Annotated in this window: 13 protein-coding genes; 9 read left to right on the forward strand and 4 right to left on the reverse strand. The window is 70.5% G+C overall.

Going from position 1 to position 19,202, the window contains the following annotated elements; all coding sequences use genetic code 11:
- Positions 1-154: 154 nt before the first annotated feature.
- The 6 genes from J2S63_RS14695 (at position 155) to J2S63_RS14720 (ending at position 10,845) form a co-directional block, all read left to right on the forward strand.
- A complete protein-coding gene (locus tag J2S63_RS14695; protein ID WP_310303697.1) occupies positions 155-979 on the forward strand; it encodes an HNH endonuclease in 825 nt (274 codons plus the stop codon).
- 90 nt (positions 980-1,069) lie between these two features.
- On the forward strand, positions 1,070-4,522 hold the full coding sequence (locus J2S63_RS14700; RefSeq protein WP_310303699.1) for a TM0106 family RecB-like putative nuclease: 3,453 nt from the start codon (positions 1,070-1,072) through the stop codon (positions 4,520-4,522).
- A 225-nt stretch (positions 4,523-4,747) separates the two neighbouring features.
- Entirely contained in the window at positions 4,748-6,700 is a 1,953-nt protein-coding gene (locus tag J2S63_RS14705) for a lipase family protein (protein ID WP_310303700.1), read from the forward strand.
- Positions 6,701-6,765: 65 nt separating this feature from the next.
- The gene (locus tag J2S63_RS14710) at positions 6,766-7,713 is read left to right on the forward strand and encodes a TY-Chap domain-containing protein (RefSeq protein ID WP_310303702.1); all 948 of its coding nucleotides are present in this window, start codon (positions 6,766-6,768) and stop codon (positions 7,711-7,713) included.
- A 1-nt stretch (position 7,714) separates the two neighbouring features.
- Positions 7,715-9,202 carry an ADP-ribosylglycohydrolase family protein gene (locus tag J2S63_RS14715; RefSeq protein ID WP_310303704.1) on the forward strand — a complete coding sequence of 496 codons (1,488 nt, stop codon included), beginning with the start codon at positions 7,715-7,717 and terminating at the stop codon, positions 9,200-9,202.
- Positions 9,199-10,845: an ATP-binding domain-containing protein gene (locus J2S63_RS14720; RefSeq protein ID WP_310303706.1), complete on the forward strand. Its 1,647-nt coding sequence runs from the start codon at positions 9,199-9,201 to the stop codon at positions 10,843-10,845. The genes J2S63_RS14715 and J2S63_RS14720 overlap by 4 nt, the downstream gene beginning before the upstream one ends.
- 149 nt (positions 10,846-10,994) lie before the next feature.
- Here the strand turns inward: J2S63_RS14720 and J2S63_RS14725 are convergent, their stop codons facing one another.
- A complete protein-coding gene (locus tag J2S63_RS14725; protein ID WP_310303708.1) occupies positions 10,995-11,846 on the reverse strand; it encodes a ScoMcrA-related endonuclease in 852 nt (283 codons plus the stop codon).
- A gap of 64 nt (positions 11,847-11,910) precedes the next feature.
- The gene (locus tag J2S63_RS14730; RefSeq protein ID WP_310303711.1) at positions 11,911-13,263 is read right to left on the reverse strand and encodes an MBL fold metallo-hydrolase RNA specificity domain-containing protein; all 1,353 of its coding nucleotides are present in this window, start codon (positions 13,261-13,263) and stop codon (positions 11,911-11,913) included.
- Between the two features lie 162 nt (positions 13,264-13,425).
- Between J2S63_RS14730 and J2S63_RS14735 the strand changes: the two genes are divergently transcribed.
- The 3 genes from J2S63_RS14735 to J2S63_RS14745 all read left to right on the forward strand — a co-directional run bounded on the left by J2S63_RS14735 (position 13,426) and on the right by J2S63_RS14745 (position 15,275).
- Positions 13,426-13,692 (forward strand): DUF1876 domain-containing protein, encoded by a 267-nt coding sequence (locus J2S63_RS14735; RefSeq protein ID WP_310303713.1) that lies wholly within the window; start codon positions 13,426-13,428, stop codon positions 13,690-13,692.
- 35 nt (positions 13,693-13,727) lie between these two features.
- Positions 13,728-14,501, forward strand: a complete 774-nt coding sequence (locus tag J2S63_RS14740; RefSeq protein ID WP_310303716.1) for a hypothetical protein — start codon at positions 13,728-13,730, stop codon at positions 14,499-14,501.
- A 186-nt stretch (positions 14,502-14,687) separates the two neighbouring features.
- Positions 14,688-15,275, forward strand: coding sequence for a hypothetical protein (locus J2S63_RS14745; protein ID WP_310303718.1), 588 nt, complete (start codon positions 14,688-14,690; stop codon positions 15,273-15,275).
- Here J2S63_RS14745 and J2S63_RS14750 read toward each other — a convergent pair.
- Together J2S63_RS14750 and J2S63_RS14755 are read right to left on the reverse strand one after the other, a co-directional pair.
- Positions 15,268-16,569, reverse strand: a complete 1,302-nt coding sequence (locus J2S63_RS14750; protein WP_310303720.1) for a phosphoinositide-specific phospholipase C-related protein — start codon at positions 16,567-16,569, stop codon at positions 15,268-15,270. The genes J2S63_RS14745 and J2S63_RS14750 overlap by 8 nt on opposite strands.
- An 82-nt stretch (positions 16,570-16,651) precedes the next feature.
- On the reverse strand, positions 16,652-18,976 hold the full coding sequence (locus J2S63_RS14755; RefSeq protein WP_310303722.1) for an immune inhibitor A domain-containing protein: 2,325 nt from the start codon (positions 18,974-18,976) through the stop codon (positions 16,652-16,654).
- Positions 18,977-19,202: the final 226 nt, after the last annotated feature.

Below are 19,202 nucleotides of genomic sequence, written 5' to 3' on the forward strand. Positions count from 1 at the left end.
CGCCCATCATGCCTCACAGGTCGAGATCGTGACATTGGCCGGACGAGCTGTCAGCATGCCTGAGTGACGATCGGGGGTCGCGATGGAGCCAGCTGAGGAGCGTGCGGCGCGCGCCGCAGCTATGCAGTGGTTGGACCAGCGTCCGGCTCCGCGCGTGGATTACAACTGGCTGCGCGACTTTAAATACAACGGTGTCCAGATCCCACTCATGGACCGCCAACGCGGCATCCGTAAGCCAGCAGGCATGCAGGCGGCGCTAGCGATCCGTACCACTTTCACCCCACCCGGTGGCACACCGCCGTACGCAGACTCGATCGGTCCCGACGGGCTGCAGCGCTACAAATACCGTGGCGACGACCCCAACCACGCTGAGAATCGAGCACTGCGGCGCGCTGGTGAGTTGAAGCTCCCGCTCATCTGGTTCGTGGGGGTGGCCGAGGGTGTCTATGAGCCCATCTACCCCGTGTGGGTGGTCAATGATGAGCCGGCGCAGCTGCAGTTCGCTCTTGCGGTGGACCCCGCTCAGCGCTTCCTGAGCCCAGCGGCGACCTCAGACCCGGACTCCCGCGCCTACGTTGAGCGGCTTACCAAAGCGCGCCTTCACCAACGGGTCTTCCGAACGCAGATCATGCTCGCGTACGAGACTCGGTGTGCTGTCTGCGCACTTCGCCATGACTCTTTGCTCGATGCGGCGCACATCATTGCGGATGGTCAGCCCGACGGGCTTCCGGTCGTGCCTAACGGGCTGGCGCTCTGCAAGATCCACCACGCGGCGTACGACGGCCGCATTCTCGGAATCCGACCAGACCTGACGCTGCACGTCCGTGAAGACATCCTGGCTGAAGTAGATGGGCCGATGCTGCGCCACGGACTGCAGGAGATGCACGATCAACGCCTGATGGCGATCCCCAAGGTGAAGGCGGCGCGACCGGACGTCGACAGGCTCGAGAGGCGCTATCAGGCATTCTTGGCCAGCTGACGCTCAGAGCCTCGGCAGGGTTGTGTCGGGGGTGGGCCTTACGGTCGGGCCCGCGCAGGGTAAGGCCCACTTCCGTCCGAAAGGCCACGCATGTTCCACCTCGACGACCAGGTCCACTGGAGTGCCTCGGACCTCACGGCGGCGGTGACGTGCGAGTACGCCCTCCTCAGGACGCTGGACCACAAGCTCGGGCGGGCCGCGAAGGCTGAGGTACCAGCGGATCCGCTTCTCGACCACATCGCAGCCTTGGGGGACCTGCATGAGCAAAAGTGGCTGGCGGCGCTCGAGGCTGCGGGCCAAGTCATCGGCCTCGAGCCGGTGGTCTTGCCCTACACGGCGGCGAAGCTCGTCGCTGCTCGGAACGCCACGCTCGCCGCGTTCGAGGCTGAGCCGGAGATCGTCTACCAAGCTGCGTTCTTCGACGGCGAGTTCTTCGGCTACGCAGACTTCGTTCAGCGCAGTGACGACGGTTGGGTGGTCTGCGACGCCAAGTTGGCGCGCTCAGCGAAGCCGAATGCCTTGCTGCAGCTCGGGGCGTACGCCGACCAGATTCAGGCGCTCGGACTGAAGCTGGCTCCCGAGGTTTCGCTCCTCCTGGGAAATGGCGAGCGGACTGACTTTGCGGTGACCGACATCGTCCCCGTGTTCAAGGAGCGCCGCGCTCGACTCCGCGCCATCCTGAGCGAGCACCAGACCGAGGGCCAGCCGGTGATCTGGGGGGACGAGCGCTACCTCGCTTGTGGGCGGTGCCCGGAGTGCGCGGCTGCGATCAACTCAGCGGACGACCCCTTCTTGGTGGCCGGTCTACGCCTGGACCAGCGCACGAAGTTGAGGGCTGCCGGGATCCTGACGACCGCAGCTCTCGCGACCGCGGCAGAGAAGCCTGAAGCGATGGCGCAGGCCACTTTCGACAAGCTGCGCTCGCAGGCAGCGTTGCAGCGGAAGCAGTCTCAGGCGGGTCCCGACGGTCCGGTCGAGTACGAGCTCCTCGAGTCGGCGCCCACGATGCTCTCGCTGCTGCCCGCGCCCTCCGAGGGCGACCTCTTCTTTGATTTCGAGGGCGACCCACTCTACGACGAGGGCGACCTCAGCAAGCTCGGGCTGGAGTACCTCTGGGGCATCCTCGATGCCTCCGGCCACTACGTCCCGGTCTGGGCGCACACCTCGGCTGAGGAGAAGGCGGCGTTCGTCGCCTTCATGGAACTGGTCGTCCAGCGGCGCGCACAGTTCCCCGATCTGCACATCTACCACTACGCGCCCTACGAGACGACGGCGCTCAAGCGCCTCGCGATGCGCTACCAGGTGATGGAGAAGGAGCTCGACGACCTGCTCCGGTCGGAGGTCTTCGTGGACCTGTATGCGACTGTGCGCGGAAGCGTCCGCGTCGGCCAGCCGTCGTACAGCATCAAGAAGCTGGAGCCGCTCTATATGGGCGACGAACTCCGCTCGGACGACGACGATGCGGTGGGCGACGGCGGAGCCTCGGTTGTGGCTTATCACGAGTATCGCGAGTGGGTCGGGTCGGACCCCGAGGGGGCAGCCAACCGACTTGAGGCGCTCGCGGACTACAACGAGTACGACTGCCTCTCGACGCTGCGGCTGCGCGACTGGCTGCTGCAGCGCGCCGACGAAGCGGGCGTTCGCGACCAGATCGTCCCTCGGATCAAGGACATCCAGGGCGAGGAGCTCGTCGCCGGAGGCGATCCCTTGTTCGTCGACTTGATGGCACGATCCGGACCTGAGCTGCCTGCGAAGCGCACGCCCGAGGAGCAGGTCTACGCCATGCTCGCGACGGCGCTGGGCTATCACCAGCGGGAGTCCAAGCAGCAGTGGTGGGAGCACTTTGAGCGTCTGTCGAACCCGCTCAGCGAGTGGCAGTCCGCACGTGACGTGTTCATCGTGGAATCGGCGGAGGTCGTCGAAGACTGGACCCTGCCCGGTGGGACAGCGAAGAACGAGCGCCGCATCGTCCGCCTGGTTGGTGACTGGATGCCGGGGAGCAAGCCGGGCTCACAGGCGCGCGTCGCCTACCGCACCCCGGCCCCGCCAGGTTCCTACGGACCGGACGGGGCGCCCCACGCCGCTGCCGATTGCAGCGCGCTCGCCCTGGACGACGACGATCCTCGGGTCGTGCTCCTGACGGAGTCGAGGGAGCCGTCGGACACCTTCGAGGACCTGCCAGTTGCCCTGGTCCCTGCTGCGCCGCCGCGGACCGCCTGGCTCGAGGCAGCCAGCCGGGAGATTGGCATTGCTGCCAAAGGCGCCGGCTCGCTGCCTGGGAGCGCTGTGCTCGACCTCATGGCGCGGCGCTCTCCGCGACTCAGTTCAGCTGGTGCGCTACCCGCGAGCGGGATCGCTAGGGATGACGTGGTGGCCGCGTTGACGGACATGACCGACTCCTATGTCGCGATTCAGGGACCGCCGGGTACCGGGAAGACCTACACCGGTTCGCGCGTCGTCAAGGAGCTCGTCGAGCGCCACGGCTGGCGGGTCGGGGTCGTCGCGCAGTCTCACGCCGTCGTCGAGCACATGCTCGGGGCGATCGTGAAGGCCGGCGTCGATGCCACGCTCGTGGGAAAGGCGAAGACCAAGAGCAAGAACCCGACCTGGACCCCCCTGAGCAACGTGTCGAAGTTCCTGAAGGACCATGCCGCCTCCGGCTGCGTGGTCGGCGGGACTGCCTGGGACTTCGCCAATCCCAACACGGTCCCGCGCGGAACCCTGGACCTGCTTGTGATTGATGAAGCCGGCCAGTTCTCCCTGGCGTTCACCCTCGGAGCATCGGTCGCGGCTCAGCGCCTGCTCCTGCTGGGCGACCCTCAGCAACTTCCTCAGGTCAGCCAGGGAACCCACGCCGAGCCGGTCGACGAGTCTGCGCTCGGGTGGCTGATGAACGGACACGACACGATTCCGAGTGGGTTGGGCTATTTCCTCGGCGAGACGTTCCGTATGCACCCAGCACTGTCGGCGAAGGTCTCGGCCCTGTCGTACGACGGGCGGCTTCAGTCGGCTGATTGCGCGTCGGATCGCACGCTCGACGGGACCGAGCCGGGGTTGACCGTGGTCGAGGTGGACCACACCGGCAACAGAGTCGAGTCGGTCGAGGAGGCTGCTGAGGTTGTCCGCCAAGTCCAGGCTCACCTGGGACGGAGCTGGTCGGACCCGGCCGATGGCGATGCTCCGCGGCCGCTCAGGGAGGCCGACATTCTCGTCGTCGCGCCCTACAACGCACAGGTGGCTTGCGTCCGAGACGCCCTCCGAAGCGCGGGTTTCGATGGTGTGCGGGTCGGGACGGTCGACAAGTTCCAGGGGCAGGAAGCGCCGGTCGCGATCGTAACGATGACGGCCTCGTCCCACGGTGACGTACCGCGAGGAATGGGCTTTCTATTGAGTCGGAACCGGGTGAATGTCGCGGTGTCGCGCGCGCAGTGGAAGGCCATCATGATCAGGTCGTCGTTGCTGACCTCCTTCATGCCTTCCAGTGTTCACGGTCTGCTCGAGTTGGGGGCTTTCATCGGTCTGTGTGCAGACCGGCCTCAATGATGCGTCGGGGAGTTGGACGGTGGGTTTGCCCTCGGATCCTTTGAAGGGGCACTGAAGGTCAGCGACTCCGAGACTTGGCTCCCCGCCAGCCCGACCGGGTGGTCTTGCCAGCACGGCGCCGATTGGCTTGGCTAGACCAACTCGGAAGAAGGGTGGGGGCGTGGCCGACGAGGGCAGTGCGCGCAAGAACAAGACATTGAGACGCTTCAACGGGGCGGAAGCGAGATGACCGGACAGACACAGACCCTCGTCTTCGTGCACGGCGTGGGCGGCATGATCTCCCGTGAGAATTGGCTCGGGCCGCTCAGCGAGTCCATGGTCCGCGCCGGACACTCCCGACCGGAGAAGTCCGGGATCAAGATCATGTCGATCCGGTATCAGAACAGCCTGACCGAGCCGACCGACGGCAAGCCGCCGGCAGAGACCTGGCACGGACGATCGGACGCGGCGGCCCACGCCGACTTCCAGCGAGGGCGACACTCGGCCGAACGACTGCTCGTCCAGCATCGCTACGACCCGCCGTTGTTCGGCCTGGAGGATCTGCAGCCGGGTGCACCGCTCCTGGCGGGGGCTGTCGAGAAGCTGTCGCGCTTGCTGCGTGAGGAGGCGCGCCGTTATCGCACGGACGCCCGCGCGCGGGCGAGTGTCGGACGTTCTGTGGTGGGACAGCTGCCGGACCAGGGCCGGGCGGTCATCGTCGCCCACAGCCTCGGCTCGGTCGTGATGCTGGACCTGCTCAAGAAGCTCCCGCCCGACCTCACCGTCGACCGGCTCATCACGATCGGGAGCCCGCTTTCGTTGGCGAGCTTCTGGCCGTTCATCAAGCCGGGTGGGGACTTTCCGCACGATCGGGTGAAGTCCTGGGTCAACGTCTTCGATTCCCTCGATCCGGTGAGCGGTGGTCTCGGCGTGGCCCACCTCCATCCTGAAGCCGTCGACGCGGCCGTTCACGTGGGCAGCCTGCACCGGCTGGTCAGCAACCACGCGGCGAGTGCCTACCTGTCGCTGCCGGTGCTGGGCGCGTTGGTCGGCGACGCGCTGTACGGCGTCCCAACGCCGAAAGCATCCACCTCCGACTCGTTGCCCGACCGAGTTCGGGGATCCGCCTGGATGCCCTTCCTCCTGGCCTCGGCCTATGCCCGTCAGCTCTCCCTGACGTGCGGCGACCGCAGGACACGGTGGCGCGGTCGCTTCGACACGGCGCGGTCGACGTCGGTGCGTCGGCTCCTCGACGGCGTAAATGACCAGGTGCTCGAGCAGCCCGACGCGCACCCAGTACCCACCGAGAGTGACTTCCTTGACCACGCTGCCCACCTGGTGGAGGGGCAGTGGGACGACCAGGAGCTCGTCCCCCTCGTGATCGGCCTGCTGCTGGGGTCGCCTGTGCCGCCGTTCCGTCTCGACATTCATCGGGACCATCAGGGCGAGGCGCTCGTTTCCCTGCTCAACCGGGTCCGCCGGCGAGGCAGCGACCTCAGCGACCAGCGCTTTGCGACAGCACTGCTGGAGTCGCTCGAGGACGCCAAGGACGCCCTTGGTGACTCCTCGCTCCGAGGGTTCCTGCTTCTGGGCGGAGCGCTGGTTCTCGCCGCGACCGGGGTCGGCGTCATGGCTGCGGCGCCCACGGGGCTGGCCGGCGCCGCACTCCTGACCTCGACGCTGGCCAGCTTCGGTCCGGGCGGGATGGTGGGCGGCATGATCACGATCGCCGCGGCCTCCGGGGCTGGCTCCGCCCTGGTCGGCGCGGGCATTGCCGCGTCTGGCGCCGAGCAGGCAGCGGAGATGCGCGCCTTCGTCCGCTTCGCCGAGCAGCTCGCCCAGCAGAGCCCCGAGCGCTTGGCCTCCGCGATGCGCGGTGTCCTCGCTACCGTGCTCGTGCAGGAGCGTCTACGGATGCCCTCCAAGGCCGATCAACTCAGGCAGGTCGTGACCCAGGCCCTCGCCAGCGTGGTCAACGAGCAGAACCTGCACCACGAGCTCCGGTCGCGCGAGGCGACCGAGTGGGAGGCCCGGCGCAAGATCCTGCTGCGGGGACTCGAGTTTCTCGACCGTCGCTTCCCGAGTCCGGGTCGGGACCTGGTCGTGCGAGCGGTGACGAAGGAGTCCGGTGAGCTCACGCTCAGTGCGAAGGAGCGCCAGGCACTGCCCCACGTGGATCGCCCTGCGATCTCATCATAGGGCTCGACGCCGCGGGTTGAGTCGGAGGGTGGGCCTACCTTCGGACGACACGAAGGGGGGTTCAGATGAACGACAACACTAGTGAGACCAACCGCCGCGACGCCGAGCTCGACGAGCTGTGGAACCAGCTAGAGGCCGGGCTCTCGGCGTACCTGGTCCGCATGACCGACCCCGATGAGCAGGACCACCTGCTGCTCGAGGTGCCTGACCCGTACGACGACGGGTGCGGCTGCCCGCCCTACGCCCAGTTCGCGGCGTTCGGCGACGGGCTGATGGTGCGGGCCGAGATCTCCGGCAACGCCTACCTCCGGCCGCAGTTCCACCTCGACCGTGCCGGTCAGGCGGTGCTGACGGGCTTCGGCTGGCTCGGCCACGACGAGGGGGAGCCCAACTGGTTCGTCGAGGTCGAGCTCGGCGGCGTCGAGGCGGTGGCCAGCCAGGTTGTGACGATGCTGCGCGACCACTTCGGCGTGGCGCACCCTCAGCTGCTCACCCACCAGGCGTGGGGGCCGGCGGCGGAGCACGTCGACCTGCTCGGGCTCTGCGCGACCGGCGATGTGCCCGAGGAGACGGTCGCGACGCCCGCTGTGGTCTCCGCGGACGCTGTCTTCCCGGACGGCCCGGCCGAGCTCAATGCGCTCGTCGCCGAGGTGCTCCGCGCGAAGTACCAGGCGGAGCCGAAGGCCGACGACGACGGCGACTTCGTCATCCCGCACCTCGGGCAGCCGGTGTTCGTCCGTGCTCGGGACGAGCAGCCGGCCGTCGAGGTCATCGCTCGGGTGGCGCATGGCGCCTACTCCCGGCGAACGGCGGCCGTCGAGGTCGGGCTGCTCAACCGTGACCACGGCTGGGTGAGGTGGGAGCTGCACGACCGCGACGTCTTCCTGCGGCTGCTCATCCCGGCCATGCCGTTCGTGCCGAGGCACCTCGACGACCTGCTCGACGTCTTCCTCGAGAAGCTCTCCGAGACGCGCGACGACCTCGCCCTCCGACTGCGGGCGAAGGTCGCCTGAGGTGCGGCTCACCACGGCCCAGATCGACCGGGCCTGCGGCGCCGTCCTCGGCTCGGCTGTCGGAGACGCACTCGGGGCGGGCTACGAGTTCGGGTCGGCCACTGTCGGTCCTGACGGTCCGCAGATGATCGGCGGGGGACTCGGCAACTTCGAAGCGGGGGAGTGGACCGACGACACCACCATGGCGTGGTGCATCCTCGATGTCGCCGCCACCGGTGCCGACCTGCGCAGCGAGGACGCGCTCACCCAGGTCGGCAGACGCTTCCGCGGCTGGTACGACACGCACCCGCCCGACATCGGCAACCAGACCCGGACGATCCTCGGCCAGGTCGGCCCCGAGCCGACGGGCGCGACGCTGACCGCGGCGGCCCACGATCTCCACGCTCGGACCGGCCACACGGCCGGCAACGGCTCGCTGATGCGGACCGCCCCGGTGGCCCTGCGCTACCTCGAGGACCCGGTCGGGTTGACGGAGGCGGCACGCAGGATCGGAGCGCTGACGCACTACGACCAGCGCGCCCAGGAGGCATGCGTGTTGTGGTCGCTGGCGATCCGGCACGCGATCCTCCACGGCGAGCTCGACGTCCGCGTCGGGTTCAAGCACCTGGACGAGGACGCCGTGGCGTTCTGGGAGGAGCACCTTCGCGCTGCTGAGACGCGCGAGCCCAGCACCTTCGTGCCCAACGGGTGGGTCGTCACAGCCCTGCAAGCGGCCTGGTCCGCCATCGCACAGAGCTCGACCACCGGGGGAGCCAAGGACTGCGCGCACCTGGTCGACGCGCTCGACACCGCCATCCGGATCGGCGACGACACTGACACGGTCGCGGCGATCGCAGGCGGGCTGCTCGGCGCCCGCTGGGGCGCCTCGGCCGTGCCCGCGCGGTGGCGCCGGGTGCTCCACGGCTACCCCGGGATCACCGGTGATCGCCTGGTCGAGCTGGCTCACCTGGCCGCCACCGGTCGTCCTGGGAAGCACGGGTGGCCGGGTGTCGCACGGGTCGACTACTCGCCGTACGTCTGGAGCCCAACCCTCGTGCGTCACCCGTACGACGACGGCGTGTGGCTGGGTGACGCTCTCGCGCTGGACGACCTGTCGCCAGACGTGACCGCGGTGGTGAGCCTCTGCCTCCTCGGCAGCGAGCAGGTCCCGCCGGACATCGAGCACATCGGGTTCCGGCTGATCGACGAGGCTGACCCGGCCTCGAACCCCAACCTCGACTTCGTGCTTCGCGACACCGCCGAAACCGTCGCAGCGCTGAGGGCGGAGGGTCACGTCGTGCTGCTGCACTGTGTCGCAGCCCAGAGCCGTACGCCGACGGTCGCGATCGCCTACGCGGTGCATCAGGGCGCGTCGCTCGAGAAGGCCGCGCATGCGGTGCTCCAGGCGCTTCCGAGGTCTCGCCCCAATCTCGGGTTCCGGGCAGCGCTCGGCCGGATGGAGTCGTATGTTCGGAGCTCAGACGAGCGCAGACACTCGGGGGACGCGTGACGATCGACCTGGCCTTCGGACCGAAGCTGCTGGACGACACTCCGGCCTTCGCCAACGGGGCCGAGCGGGTGGTGTGGCAGGCCCTGCGCGACCAGCTGGGGCCCGACGACGTGCTCGGCGCCGGAGTGCGGTTCACCCACCAGGGTCACGACCGCGAGGTCGACCTGCTCGTCGGGATCGCCGGGGCCGGCGTCACGACCGTCGAGGTCAAGGGCGGGTCCGTCTGGCTCGAGGGCGGCGACTGGTGCATGCGCCGCGGCGGGGAGGTCGTCACGGTCGACCCGGTCGGGCAGGCCCGCAACGGCAAGTACGCGCTGCGCGACTACGTCAACGCCGATCCCCGCTGGCAGCGGCGCCGGATGCGGATGGCCCACGCCGTCGCGCTGCCGCACACTGACGTGCCGGCGGACTTCGCCACGCCGGACTGCCCGCGCGACTCGGTGTTCGGACGGGGAGACCTCGACGGCCTGGTCGACGGGTTGCGGTGCCTGCTCGACCAGCAGACCGGTCACCCACCCACCAGCGCCGCCGACCTCGCCGTCCTCGCCGACGTCCTCGGTGGCCGCTTCCTGCCGCAAGCCACCCTGCTCGCCGAGGCCTACGAGCGCGAGGACGACGCCCAGCACCTGACCGAGCAGCAGGCGATGATCCTGGACGCGATCCGTCACCTCAACCGTGTGGAGGTCCGCGGGGGAGCGGGCAGCGGCAAGACGTGGCTCGCGATCGAGCAGGCGCGACGGCTGGCGGCGCAGGGGCAGCGAGTGGCGCTGGTCTGCTACTCACGCGGGCTGGCGTCGTACTTCCACCGTCGCGTGGCGACCTTCAGGAGCCACCGCCACCGCCCGGCGTACGTCGGGCTCTTCCACGGGCTCGGGGAGCACTGGGGCGCCCGGCTGCCCGAGTCCACCGACGACCGCGAGGGCTGGGAGGTCCGGCTCCCGGCCGAGATGACCCGCCTCGCGGAGGACCTGCCGGAGAACCACCGCTTCGACGCCGTCGTGGTTGACGAGGCGCAGGACTTCTCCGACACCTGGTGGCCGGCCCTCCTCAGCGCTCTCAGGACCGAGGAGTCGGGGATCTACGTCTTCTCCGACGAGAGCCAGCGGGTGTTCGCCCGGTTCGGCGGACCGCAGGTCTCCCTGCTCCCGCTCATGCTCGACGCCAACCTCCGCAACACCAAGCAGATCGGCCAGACCTTCACCGACCTGGCGCCCTTCCGCATGCGCCTGCGTGGTGGCGACGGGCCGGACGTGCGCTTCCTGCCGTGCTCGGCGGACGAGGCCCTCGACCTCGCCGACGAGGCCGTCGACGACCTGCTCGACGACTGGCGCCCGGAGGACGTCGCGCTGCTCACCACCGGCAGCCGTCACCCCGAGCAGAAGGCGAGACAGGAGCGCGGACAGGACCACTACTGGGAGTCGTTCTGGGACGAGGACCAGGTCTTCTACGGCCACGTCCTCGGGTTCAAGGGGCTCGAGCGGCGCGTGGTCGTCCTGGCGGTCAACGACACCCACCTCGAGCGGGCCCGCGAGCGCCTGTACGTCGGGCTGTCGCGCGCCCGCGACCAGCTGGTCGTGTGCGGCGATCCCGACTACATCCGGGAGGTCGGCGGGGAGTCGCTGTGGCGGACGCTGCAGGCCTGAGGAGCAGGCGTCCCCAGGGACTCCACGCTCAAGCCGGCGTCACCGGCTCCCCGCAGTCGTGACAGAGCACCTGGTCGGTCGTCTCGCCGTCCGGCGTCGTGCCGGTCTGGCCGCAGAAGTCGCAGACCCAGTCAGCCATCGGGCCGACCTCAGTCGCAGCTGTCGCAGATCCCCGTCGCGGGGAGCGCCATCTGGCACGTCGGGCAGAGGGTGGCGGCCTTCTCGGCGTGGTACTTCTTGCGCGCCCGGGCGCGGGAGGCGGTGAGCTTGTCGGTGAGCGCGCGGTGGCCGCCGTTGCTGGGCAGGCCTGCCGCGTCGCACTGCTGGTAGCACTTCAGCCGCTCGTCGGCCGCGTGGACGTCGGGGTCGGCGGGACGTTGGCCGGTGACGGTGAGGACCGTCTCGGCGTAGTCCGTGCCGACGCTGCCGTCGGTGTTGATGCACAGCGCCGACAGCAGCGGCTCGTCGCGCTCCGCGCAGTCGCGTGCGACACGGGCGAGGACGGAGCCCATCCAGTGGTGGGCGGGCTTGGAGGTCCGGATGCCGCTGCGTCGCTGGACGGCGGTCGCGAGGTCCTTGGTCGAGATGACCGCGTGGTAGGTCTTCGCCGTCTCGAGCAGCTCCTCGCGGGCCGCCAGCGCCCAGGCGGCGTGCGAGTCCTCCGTGCCGACGTCCGTGGACTCCTGCCACGAGCCGGTCGCGGACTCCCCGCGGCGCAGGTCCTCGACAGTCATGACCTCGAAGCCGAGATCGACCAGGATCTTGGCCGCCGCGTCCTTGCTGCCCGAGAGGTCGGACGAGGTCGCGGGACGGCCCTCGGCGTGCTTGAGCGCCACGCCCAGCACCGCCTTGGAGTCGTAGGTCCGGCCCTCGTGGACCACGACGTAGTCGCGTGACGGGCCGAACCCGTAGCGGTTCAGGAACGAGGTCGCGCCGCGTGCGTCGTACTCCTGCATCGCCAGGTGGACATGGTCAGCCGTGACGGCATCGAAGAGGGGCACCCTCCGAGCCTATGCCCGACCTGCCCTCTTCCCCTCATCGAGGCGTTGCGAGGTGACGCAGCGCTCAGTCAAGTCTCACGCGCTCACCCATCTGGGGTACGACGGCCGGCCAGCCCAGCTCGTCCTCGATCCGCCGCGCGAAGGCCACCGAGGCCGTGCGCTCGCCGTGCACGACGAAGGCCGTGCGGGGTGGCGAGGGCATCCGTCGCAACCAGGACATCAGCTCGTCGGCGTCCGCGTGCGCGGAGAACTCGTCGTCCACGACGACCTCGGCCCGCACGGGCACGTAGCGGCCGTGGATCTTGACGTGCCGCGCCCCCTCGGCCAGGTCGCGGCCGCGCGTGCCGACCGCCTGGTAGCCGGTCAGCACCACGCAGTTGCGCGGGTCCGGCAGCTGGTGGGCGAGGTGGTGGACGACGCGACCGCCCGAGGCCATGCCGGAGGCCGACACCACGATGCAGGGGTACGACGGCGCGTTGAGCTCCTCGGACTCCAGCGGCGAGGCGGCGGTCCGGAGGTCGGGCAGCCCGAACGTCCGCGGCAGCCCCTGGTCCTGCAGCGCCCGCTCGTAGACCCGCAGCGCCGCCAGCGCCATCGGGCTGTCCACGAACACCGGCGTCCGCGGCACCGCGCCGGTGCGCATCAGCTCGCCGAGCTCGAGCAGCACCAGCTCGGTCCGGTCGACCGCGAAGGCGGGGATGAGCACCGTCCCACCCCGCTTGATCGTGCGGCGGATCGCGTCGGCCAGCGTGGACGACCGCGGCGGGTGCCGGCGGTCGCCGTACGTCGACTCGACGACGACGAGGTCCGCCGCCGGCGGGTCCTCGCGCACCGGGACCAGCGGGTGCCGGGGCCGCCCGAGGTCGCCGCTGAACAGCACCGCCGACCCGCCGACCTCCAGCGTCGCGGTGGCCGACCCGAGGATGTGCCCGGCCGACCGCAGGGTGACCGTGACGCCGTCGGCCGCCTCGGTCTCCGCGTGGAAGGCGACCGGCACGAACAGCCGGCGGGTCCGCTGCACGTCGTCGGCGTCGTACAACGGCAGCGCGGGGGAGTGCTTGGAGAACCCGGCCTGGTTGGCGTAGCGCGCGTCCTCCTCCTGCAGGTGCGCGCTGTCCTCCAGCACGATCACGGCGAGCTCCGCGGTCTCGGGCGTGCAGAGGATCGGGCCGTCGAACCCGTCGCGCACCAGCCGCGGCAGGAACCCGCAGTGGTCGAGGTGCGCGTGGGTCAGCACGACCGACCGCAGCGTCGCCGGGTCGATCGGGAACGCCTCCCAGTTGCGCTCCCGCAGGCTCTTCACCCCCTGGTAGAGCCCCGCGTCGACCAGCACCCGCTCGCCGCCGTGCTCCACCAGGAAGCGGCTCCCGGTCACCGTCCCGGTCGCGCCGAGGAAGGTCAGCATCGGCGAGCTCACGCCTCCACAGTGCTGGCCCGACGACCGCCCTTCACGAGCCGACCGGACGTCGTACGCCGCCGAAGGTCACCACTTCTCCCGCCGACCCGCCCTGTCCTGCCCCGGCGCCCGCGCGCAGGGTGGAGGCGGGGGACCAGCGAAGCGGAACGGACGGAGGACGTCATGCATGCCCACCAGTGGAAGGTCAGCCTCAACCTCAGCGAGAGCGGTCCCCACACGGTCGCGGAGGCGGTGCTCCACACCGACGCCGGCACCGAGCTGCGCCACGAGGGCCGCGCGCGCCGCCACCCCACCGACCGCGACGTCCCCGAGATCGGTGACGAGCTCGCGGTGAGCCGCGCCCTCATGGGGCTGGCGCAGGACCTGTTCGAGGCGACCGTCGCCGACGTCGAGCAGAACACCGGCGCCGAGGCCGCGATCTCGCTCTGAGGGCCCACGCCCCGCCGGGTTAGGCTGCGGCGATCGTGACCGCGGACAGGACCACGGGGGTGGGGGTGGCGACCAGGTGCGCTGAGTGCGGGACGTCCTCGACCGGCTTCCCCACCTGCCCGATGTGCGGCCTCGAGCTGCCCGCGGACCCCGCGCCCGACCGTCCGGTGCGTTCCCGCTCGATGAGCTCCCTGCCGAGGCCGCCACGGCGTCGCCGCCGCCTGGCCCTGGCCCTCGTGCCGGTCCTGCTCGTCGCGGGCGTGGCCCTCGTGCTCCAGCCCTGGGACGGCGACCCCGCCCCGACGAGCGCGCCCGCCCGCACCACCACCGCCACGCCCACCACCCGGGCCCCGGCGCCCAGCCCGACCCCCCGCGCCCGACCCCGGCGCTGCTGGAACGGCGCGACGGTCACCGGCACCGCCCGCTGCCCCCTCCCCACCGGCGCCCAGGCGATCGCGGTCTCCTCCTCGACCTTCGCCTCCGCCCGCCGCGCCGGTCGCTGCCGGCCTGCGAGCAGCACGCCCGGGGTGACGAGCTTCCTCTGCTCGGTCGGTGGGGCCCAGCTGCGGTTCGCCTGGTTCGCCTCCCCCCGCCGCCTCGCCACCCACGTCGCGCGGACCTACCCGTCCTGCCGGCGGGTCAGCTACGTCCTGGTCTGCCGCGGCCCCGGCCGCCAGGCGCTGAGGTACGCCGACCCGCGCCTCGGCCTGCAGGTCTCGGCCCCGACCTCGGCCCGCGCCACGCTGCTCCGGGTGCCGATCAACCCGAGTCGACGAATCCTCCACGGCTCGCTGCTGCTGCACCGATAATCGACCCGGGGGTGGGAGGGTCACCCCCAGGGTTGGCTCGCGTGTCTTCTGGGCACACTGGCCGCGGGAGAGGGTGGGAGGCCCATGCACCGGTGTGAGCGCTGTGGGACGAGGGGGACCGGAGGCTCGGTCTGCCCCCGCTGCGGCGCGCCACTGGTCGCCCGGCGCCGCCGTACGACCCTCCTGGTGGGCCTCGTGCTCGCCCTCGCCGGCGGCCTGGCCGCCGTCCTGCTCAGCTCTCCCGGCGCGACCGAGGCCGAGGACGTGCGCGGCAAGACCTCCGCCTCGGGCGGCCCGGACCTCGTCGCCACTCCGAGCCGGACCCCGTCGGCCACGCCCGCCCCGCCGCCGCTGCGCACCTGCTGGGACGGCTCCACGATCCGGTCCACCGCACGGTGCCCGGTCCCGCGGGGCCACGAGGGCCTCGAGGTCGTCTCGCCGACCTTCGCCGAGGCCCACCGCGCCGGCCACTGCCGTCCCTCGCCCGACGACCACACCGCGGGCGGCTACCTCTGCCTCGTCGACGGCGCCGAGCTCCACTTCGCCTGGTTCTCCGACATCGAGAAGCTCGACGCGCACTTCGCGGGCATCTACCCGACCTGCCGCCACCGCGGCACCGTCGCGATCTGCCACGGACCGGAGCGCGAGGCCCTGAGGTACGTCGACCAGCGGTTCCTCTTCGAGGTCACGTCGCTGCGCTCCCAGCGCGACGTGCTGCTCGGCGTCCGCCTGAGGCCCGCCGACGAGCTGCTCGAGGGCGACGAGGTCAGCTGACCCCCGCGGCCTCGGGCACCCAGGTGCCACCGGTCGCCCGGTAGTCCAGCCACGCCGGCGTGCCACCGGCGGCCTCCCGCAGCGCCTCGGCGTCCTGCGCGCTGGAGGGGACCGCCGACGTCCCCCGCTTCTCGGCCGCGCAGCGCTGCTGCGCCTTGTCCCACGTGACGGTCTGGCGGGTGAGGCTCCACGACCGGTCCGCCGCCCGGCAGGCGACCCGCAGGGGAGTGCCGCAGCCCCGGGAGACGAAGCGGCCGGTCGCGTCCGTCGCGGCGCAGTCGCGGGTGCTCGGCTGCCCCTCGGCCCACGACCAGACGAAGGCGTCGAGCCGGCCGTCGGCCGGACGCAGCTGGTCCACCGAGAGGAAGTTGAGCCCGCAGCGGTCGAGCTCGCGCGCGGCCTCCGGCGTCATCACCCCGGCGCCCTGCGTCGAGCCCACGACCGTGCGGTCCTCCCACTGCCGCTTCCACACCCCGTCGCCCCACACCGACGGCCCGAGCGGGTCGCAGGTCGGGGAGCCGGACGTCGCCTTGAAGACCGCCTGCTGCCGCGGGAGCGGGCTGCTCCACGACACCCCGGTCCAGGCCGTCCCCTGGCCGCACCCGGCGACCAGGACCACGCGCGCCCCCGAGGCGCGGATGTCGTCGGTGGAGAGCGTCGGGTCCAGGGTCTGGCAGGAGCCGCTCGCGGCCGGGCGGTAGAGCTCGTCGCCGAGGACCTCCTGGAAGTCCGCGGCGGCCGCGTCCCACACCGCGGAGCCGGACGGGTCGGCATAGCCACCGCCCACGTCGCCCTCGAGGAACACGACCTCGTCCTCGTTGCCGGGGGTGTCCAGCCAGTCGCGGACCTCCTGCAGGCGCTCGGAGAGCGGACGCTCGGTGGTGCAGAACTCGTGGCACGCGCCCGCGTCCTGCCCGACCAGCCCCGGCAGCGCGTGCGTGTCGAGCTCGAGGTGCCGCACGTCCATCCGGAGCTGGTCGCCGAGCTCGTAGACCTGGTTGGGGTCGAGCTCGGCCACCCCTGGCAGCGGCGAGTGCATCGTGTTGAAGCTGTTGTGCGTGCTGAGCACGTGGACCTCGGCCAGCGGGAGCGACGCGCCCAGGTCCTCCTGCAGCTGCAGGGCGCGGTGCGTCCAGGAGCCGTCGTACGCCGCCACGGCGGCCGGGTCGGGCCCGCCGGTCAGGGCCTCGACCCCGTTGGTGAGCTGGCCGGTCAGCGAGCCGACCGGGTCGGCGTACGCCGTGGGGGTGGCGAGCGCGACGAGCGCGGCGGCGGCGAGGGCGAGCGTCTTCACGGGTGGGCAACGAGCCGGCGCCCGGAGCCGTTACGGCGAAGGGCCCCGGGGACCGAGTCCCCGGGGCCCTTGCCAGCAGCAATTACTGCTTCGGGTTCGTGACCTCCACGGTCAGGAAGCCGTCGTCCTCCGACAGGACGGTCGCGACGACGCCGGCACCGGCCACCTTGGTGGAGTTGAGCGGGTTGCTCGAGCTCCAGTAGCGGTTGGGGTCGGAGTCGTTGAACGACCGCTGCTGACGACCGGTCGGGCCACAGGCCTGCTGGGTCTGGACGGTCTGGTTCTTGCCCTTGCCGACGAGCACCTCACGGTGCAGGCAGACGGGGTCGACCTGGTCCAGCCCGAAGGTCGCGTCGAACGGCTGGCGGCGGTTGCTGGGTGCAGCCGTCGTGCCCTCGTAGGAGAACTTCGCGGGCGAGGCGTCGACCGGGAGCGACTGGCCGTAGCCGTTGTGGTCGATCGTGTTGTTGTCGACCTGACGCTTGTCCTGGAACCACACCAGCAGACCGTCCTGGAACGGGAAGTGCTCCACCCAGTTGGGGGCCGTGTAGCCCTTGCTGAACTGGTAGGGGCCGTTCTCCAGCGTGGCGTCGGCGCCGACGTACTGCCGGTTCTCCAGCCAGTAGTACTGCGGCGCGACCCGCGAGGCGGTGCCGTCGGTGGCCTTGAAGCCCTTGGGCGTGAAGCCGGTGCTGCCGTCCTCGGCGCCGTCGGACAGGACGGTCTTGTTGCCGGCCTTGAACACGATGTTGTCGAGGAACGCACCGGCCAGGGCCACGCCCGTGTCGGTCTTGTAGAGGAAGCGGAACTTCGACGCTGCGCCCGGCGAGTAGGAGTACCTGATGCCGGTCCACTTGCCGTTGGAGCTGCCGGTGATGGAGCCCGCGTTCTTCCAGTGGATCCCGTCGGTGGAGTACTGGCCGATCAGGTAGTCGTAGTTCTTCTCGATGTCGTACCACGCCTTGGCGGTGACGGTGATCGTCTTGGCCGCGGGGAGCTTCTCGGTCGTGGTGAGGCGGTTGGCGAGGTCGTCGCCCGTGCCGGTCCACCAGGACTTCGCGCCGGCGTAGGGCTTGGTGTACTCCGCCGACATCTCCTTGTCCTCCAGCGGCACCATCACGGCCTGGTCGGCGCCGTCGTAGGTGTTCGCCGACGGGCCGAGCTTGAACGTGGCCGCCTTGCCGTCGGGCTGGGCCACGGAGTAGTCCAGCCAGCCGAGGAAGAACTTCTCGTCGGGGCCGAAGCCGTTGGCGTGCGTGCCGATGCCGGTCGGGTCGCCGTACGACATCCACGAGCCGGACGACATGACGGTCCAGAACGACGTGCCGTTCTCACCGCCGGCGGTGTCGTAGAAGTCGGGCAGGCCGAGGTCGTGGCCGAACTCGTGGGCGAAGACGCCGAGGCCGCCGTTCTCCGGCTCCACGGTGTAGTCGCCGACGTAGAGGCCGGTCTCGCCGATCTGCACGCCACCGAGCAGGGAGTACTCGCCGTTGTCGCCCGCGAGACCCGGGCCGGTCTGGCCGTACTCGTCGCCGTGGACGTAGGAGCGGTGCGACCAGATCGCGTCGGCGCCGCCGTTGCCCTCCTCGCCCTCGCCGGCGTGCACCGACTGGAAGTGGTCGATGTAGCCGTCGGGCTCGTTGTAGTTGCCGTCGCCGTCGAAGTCGTAGCGGTCCCAGACGTCGAACTGCGAGAGGTAGTCGGCGATCTGCGCGTCGGACTTGCCGGCCGCCTTCTGCTGGGCGTACCAGGTGTCGACCGCGTCGTTGACGTAGTCCCAGGCGCCGCCCTCGTCCTCACGCGGGTTGGCCCCGTAGTAGGCGCCGTTGTGGGGCAGCGTGACCCAGTCCTCGGTGGTCACGTCCACCGAGTAGCGGCCGCCGGACTGCTCCTTGTAGTAGCCGGCCATCGACTCGTTGGAGTCGCCGCTGAAGATGTTGTCGTAGTACGCCTTGGAGAAGTCCTTCTCCCACACCGTCGAGTTGTCCTCGGCGCGGACCGGCTCCTTGATCTGGTTGTGCTCGGGCCCGGGGGTGCCGCCGTAGGTCTTGTCGACCTGGTCGCCGTACTCCGCCAGGACGGTCCAGATCTTGTCGGTCTTCTCGCGCGGGAACTCCACGAACGCCGACGGGTCCTGCGGGCTCGCGGCGCCGACGCGTACGACGGCCCCGCCGCCCGCGCGCTGGGTCAGCTTGGCCTTGCCGGAGGTGAGCAGCTCCAGGGCCCTGGCGCGCTTGGCGGCCACCTCGTTGGCGAGGGGCCCGGGCCGGTTGTCCGGCCGCTTGGCGGTCGTGTTGGTGGCGGTGCCCGGATCGGTCACGGCCTGGGCGGTCGTCGGCTGCATCAGCGCGGCGGTGACGGCTGCCGCCACCACTGCTGCCGACGCGCCCTTGCGGGGTGTCTTCACGTGTCTCCTCGAGTGCGGTTCACGACGAGGACCGGCGCGGGAGGTCTTCCCGCTCGACCGGACCTCGGAGCGGACGCTACGTCAGGAAGGACGTGATCGGAACCACCCCGGGGCGGCGAAAATCTCGGTTTCTGACCGATTCGTCGCCGGATCGTCCCGTGGACCATGCCCCTGGACGCACGACAAGGCCCGCCGCACACGAGGTGCGACGGGCCTTGGAAGACCT

The organism is Nocardioides marmoribigeumensis, from assembly GCF_031458325.1.
GTDB lineage: Bacteria > Actinomycetota > Actinomycetes > Propionibacteriales > Nocardioidaceae > Marmoricola_A > Marmoricola_A marmoribigeumensis.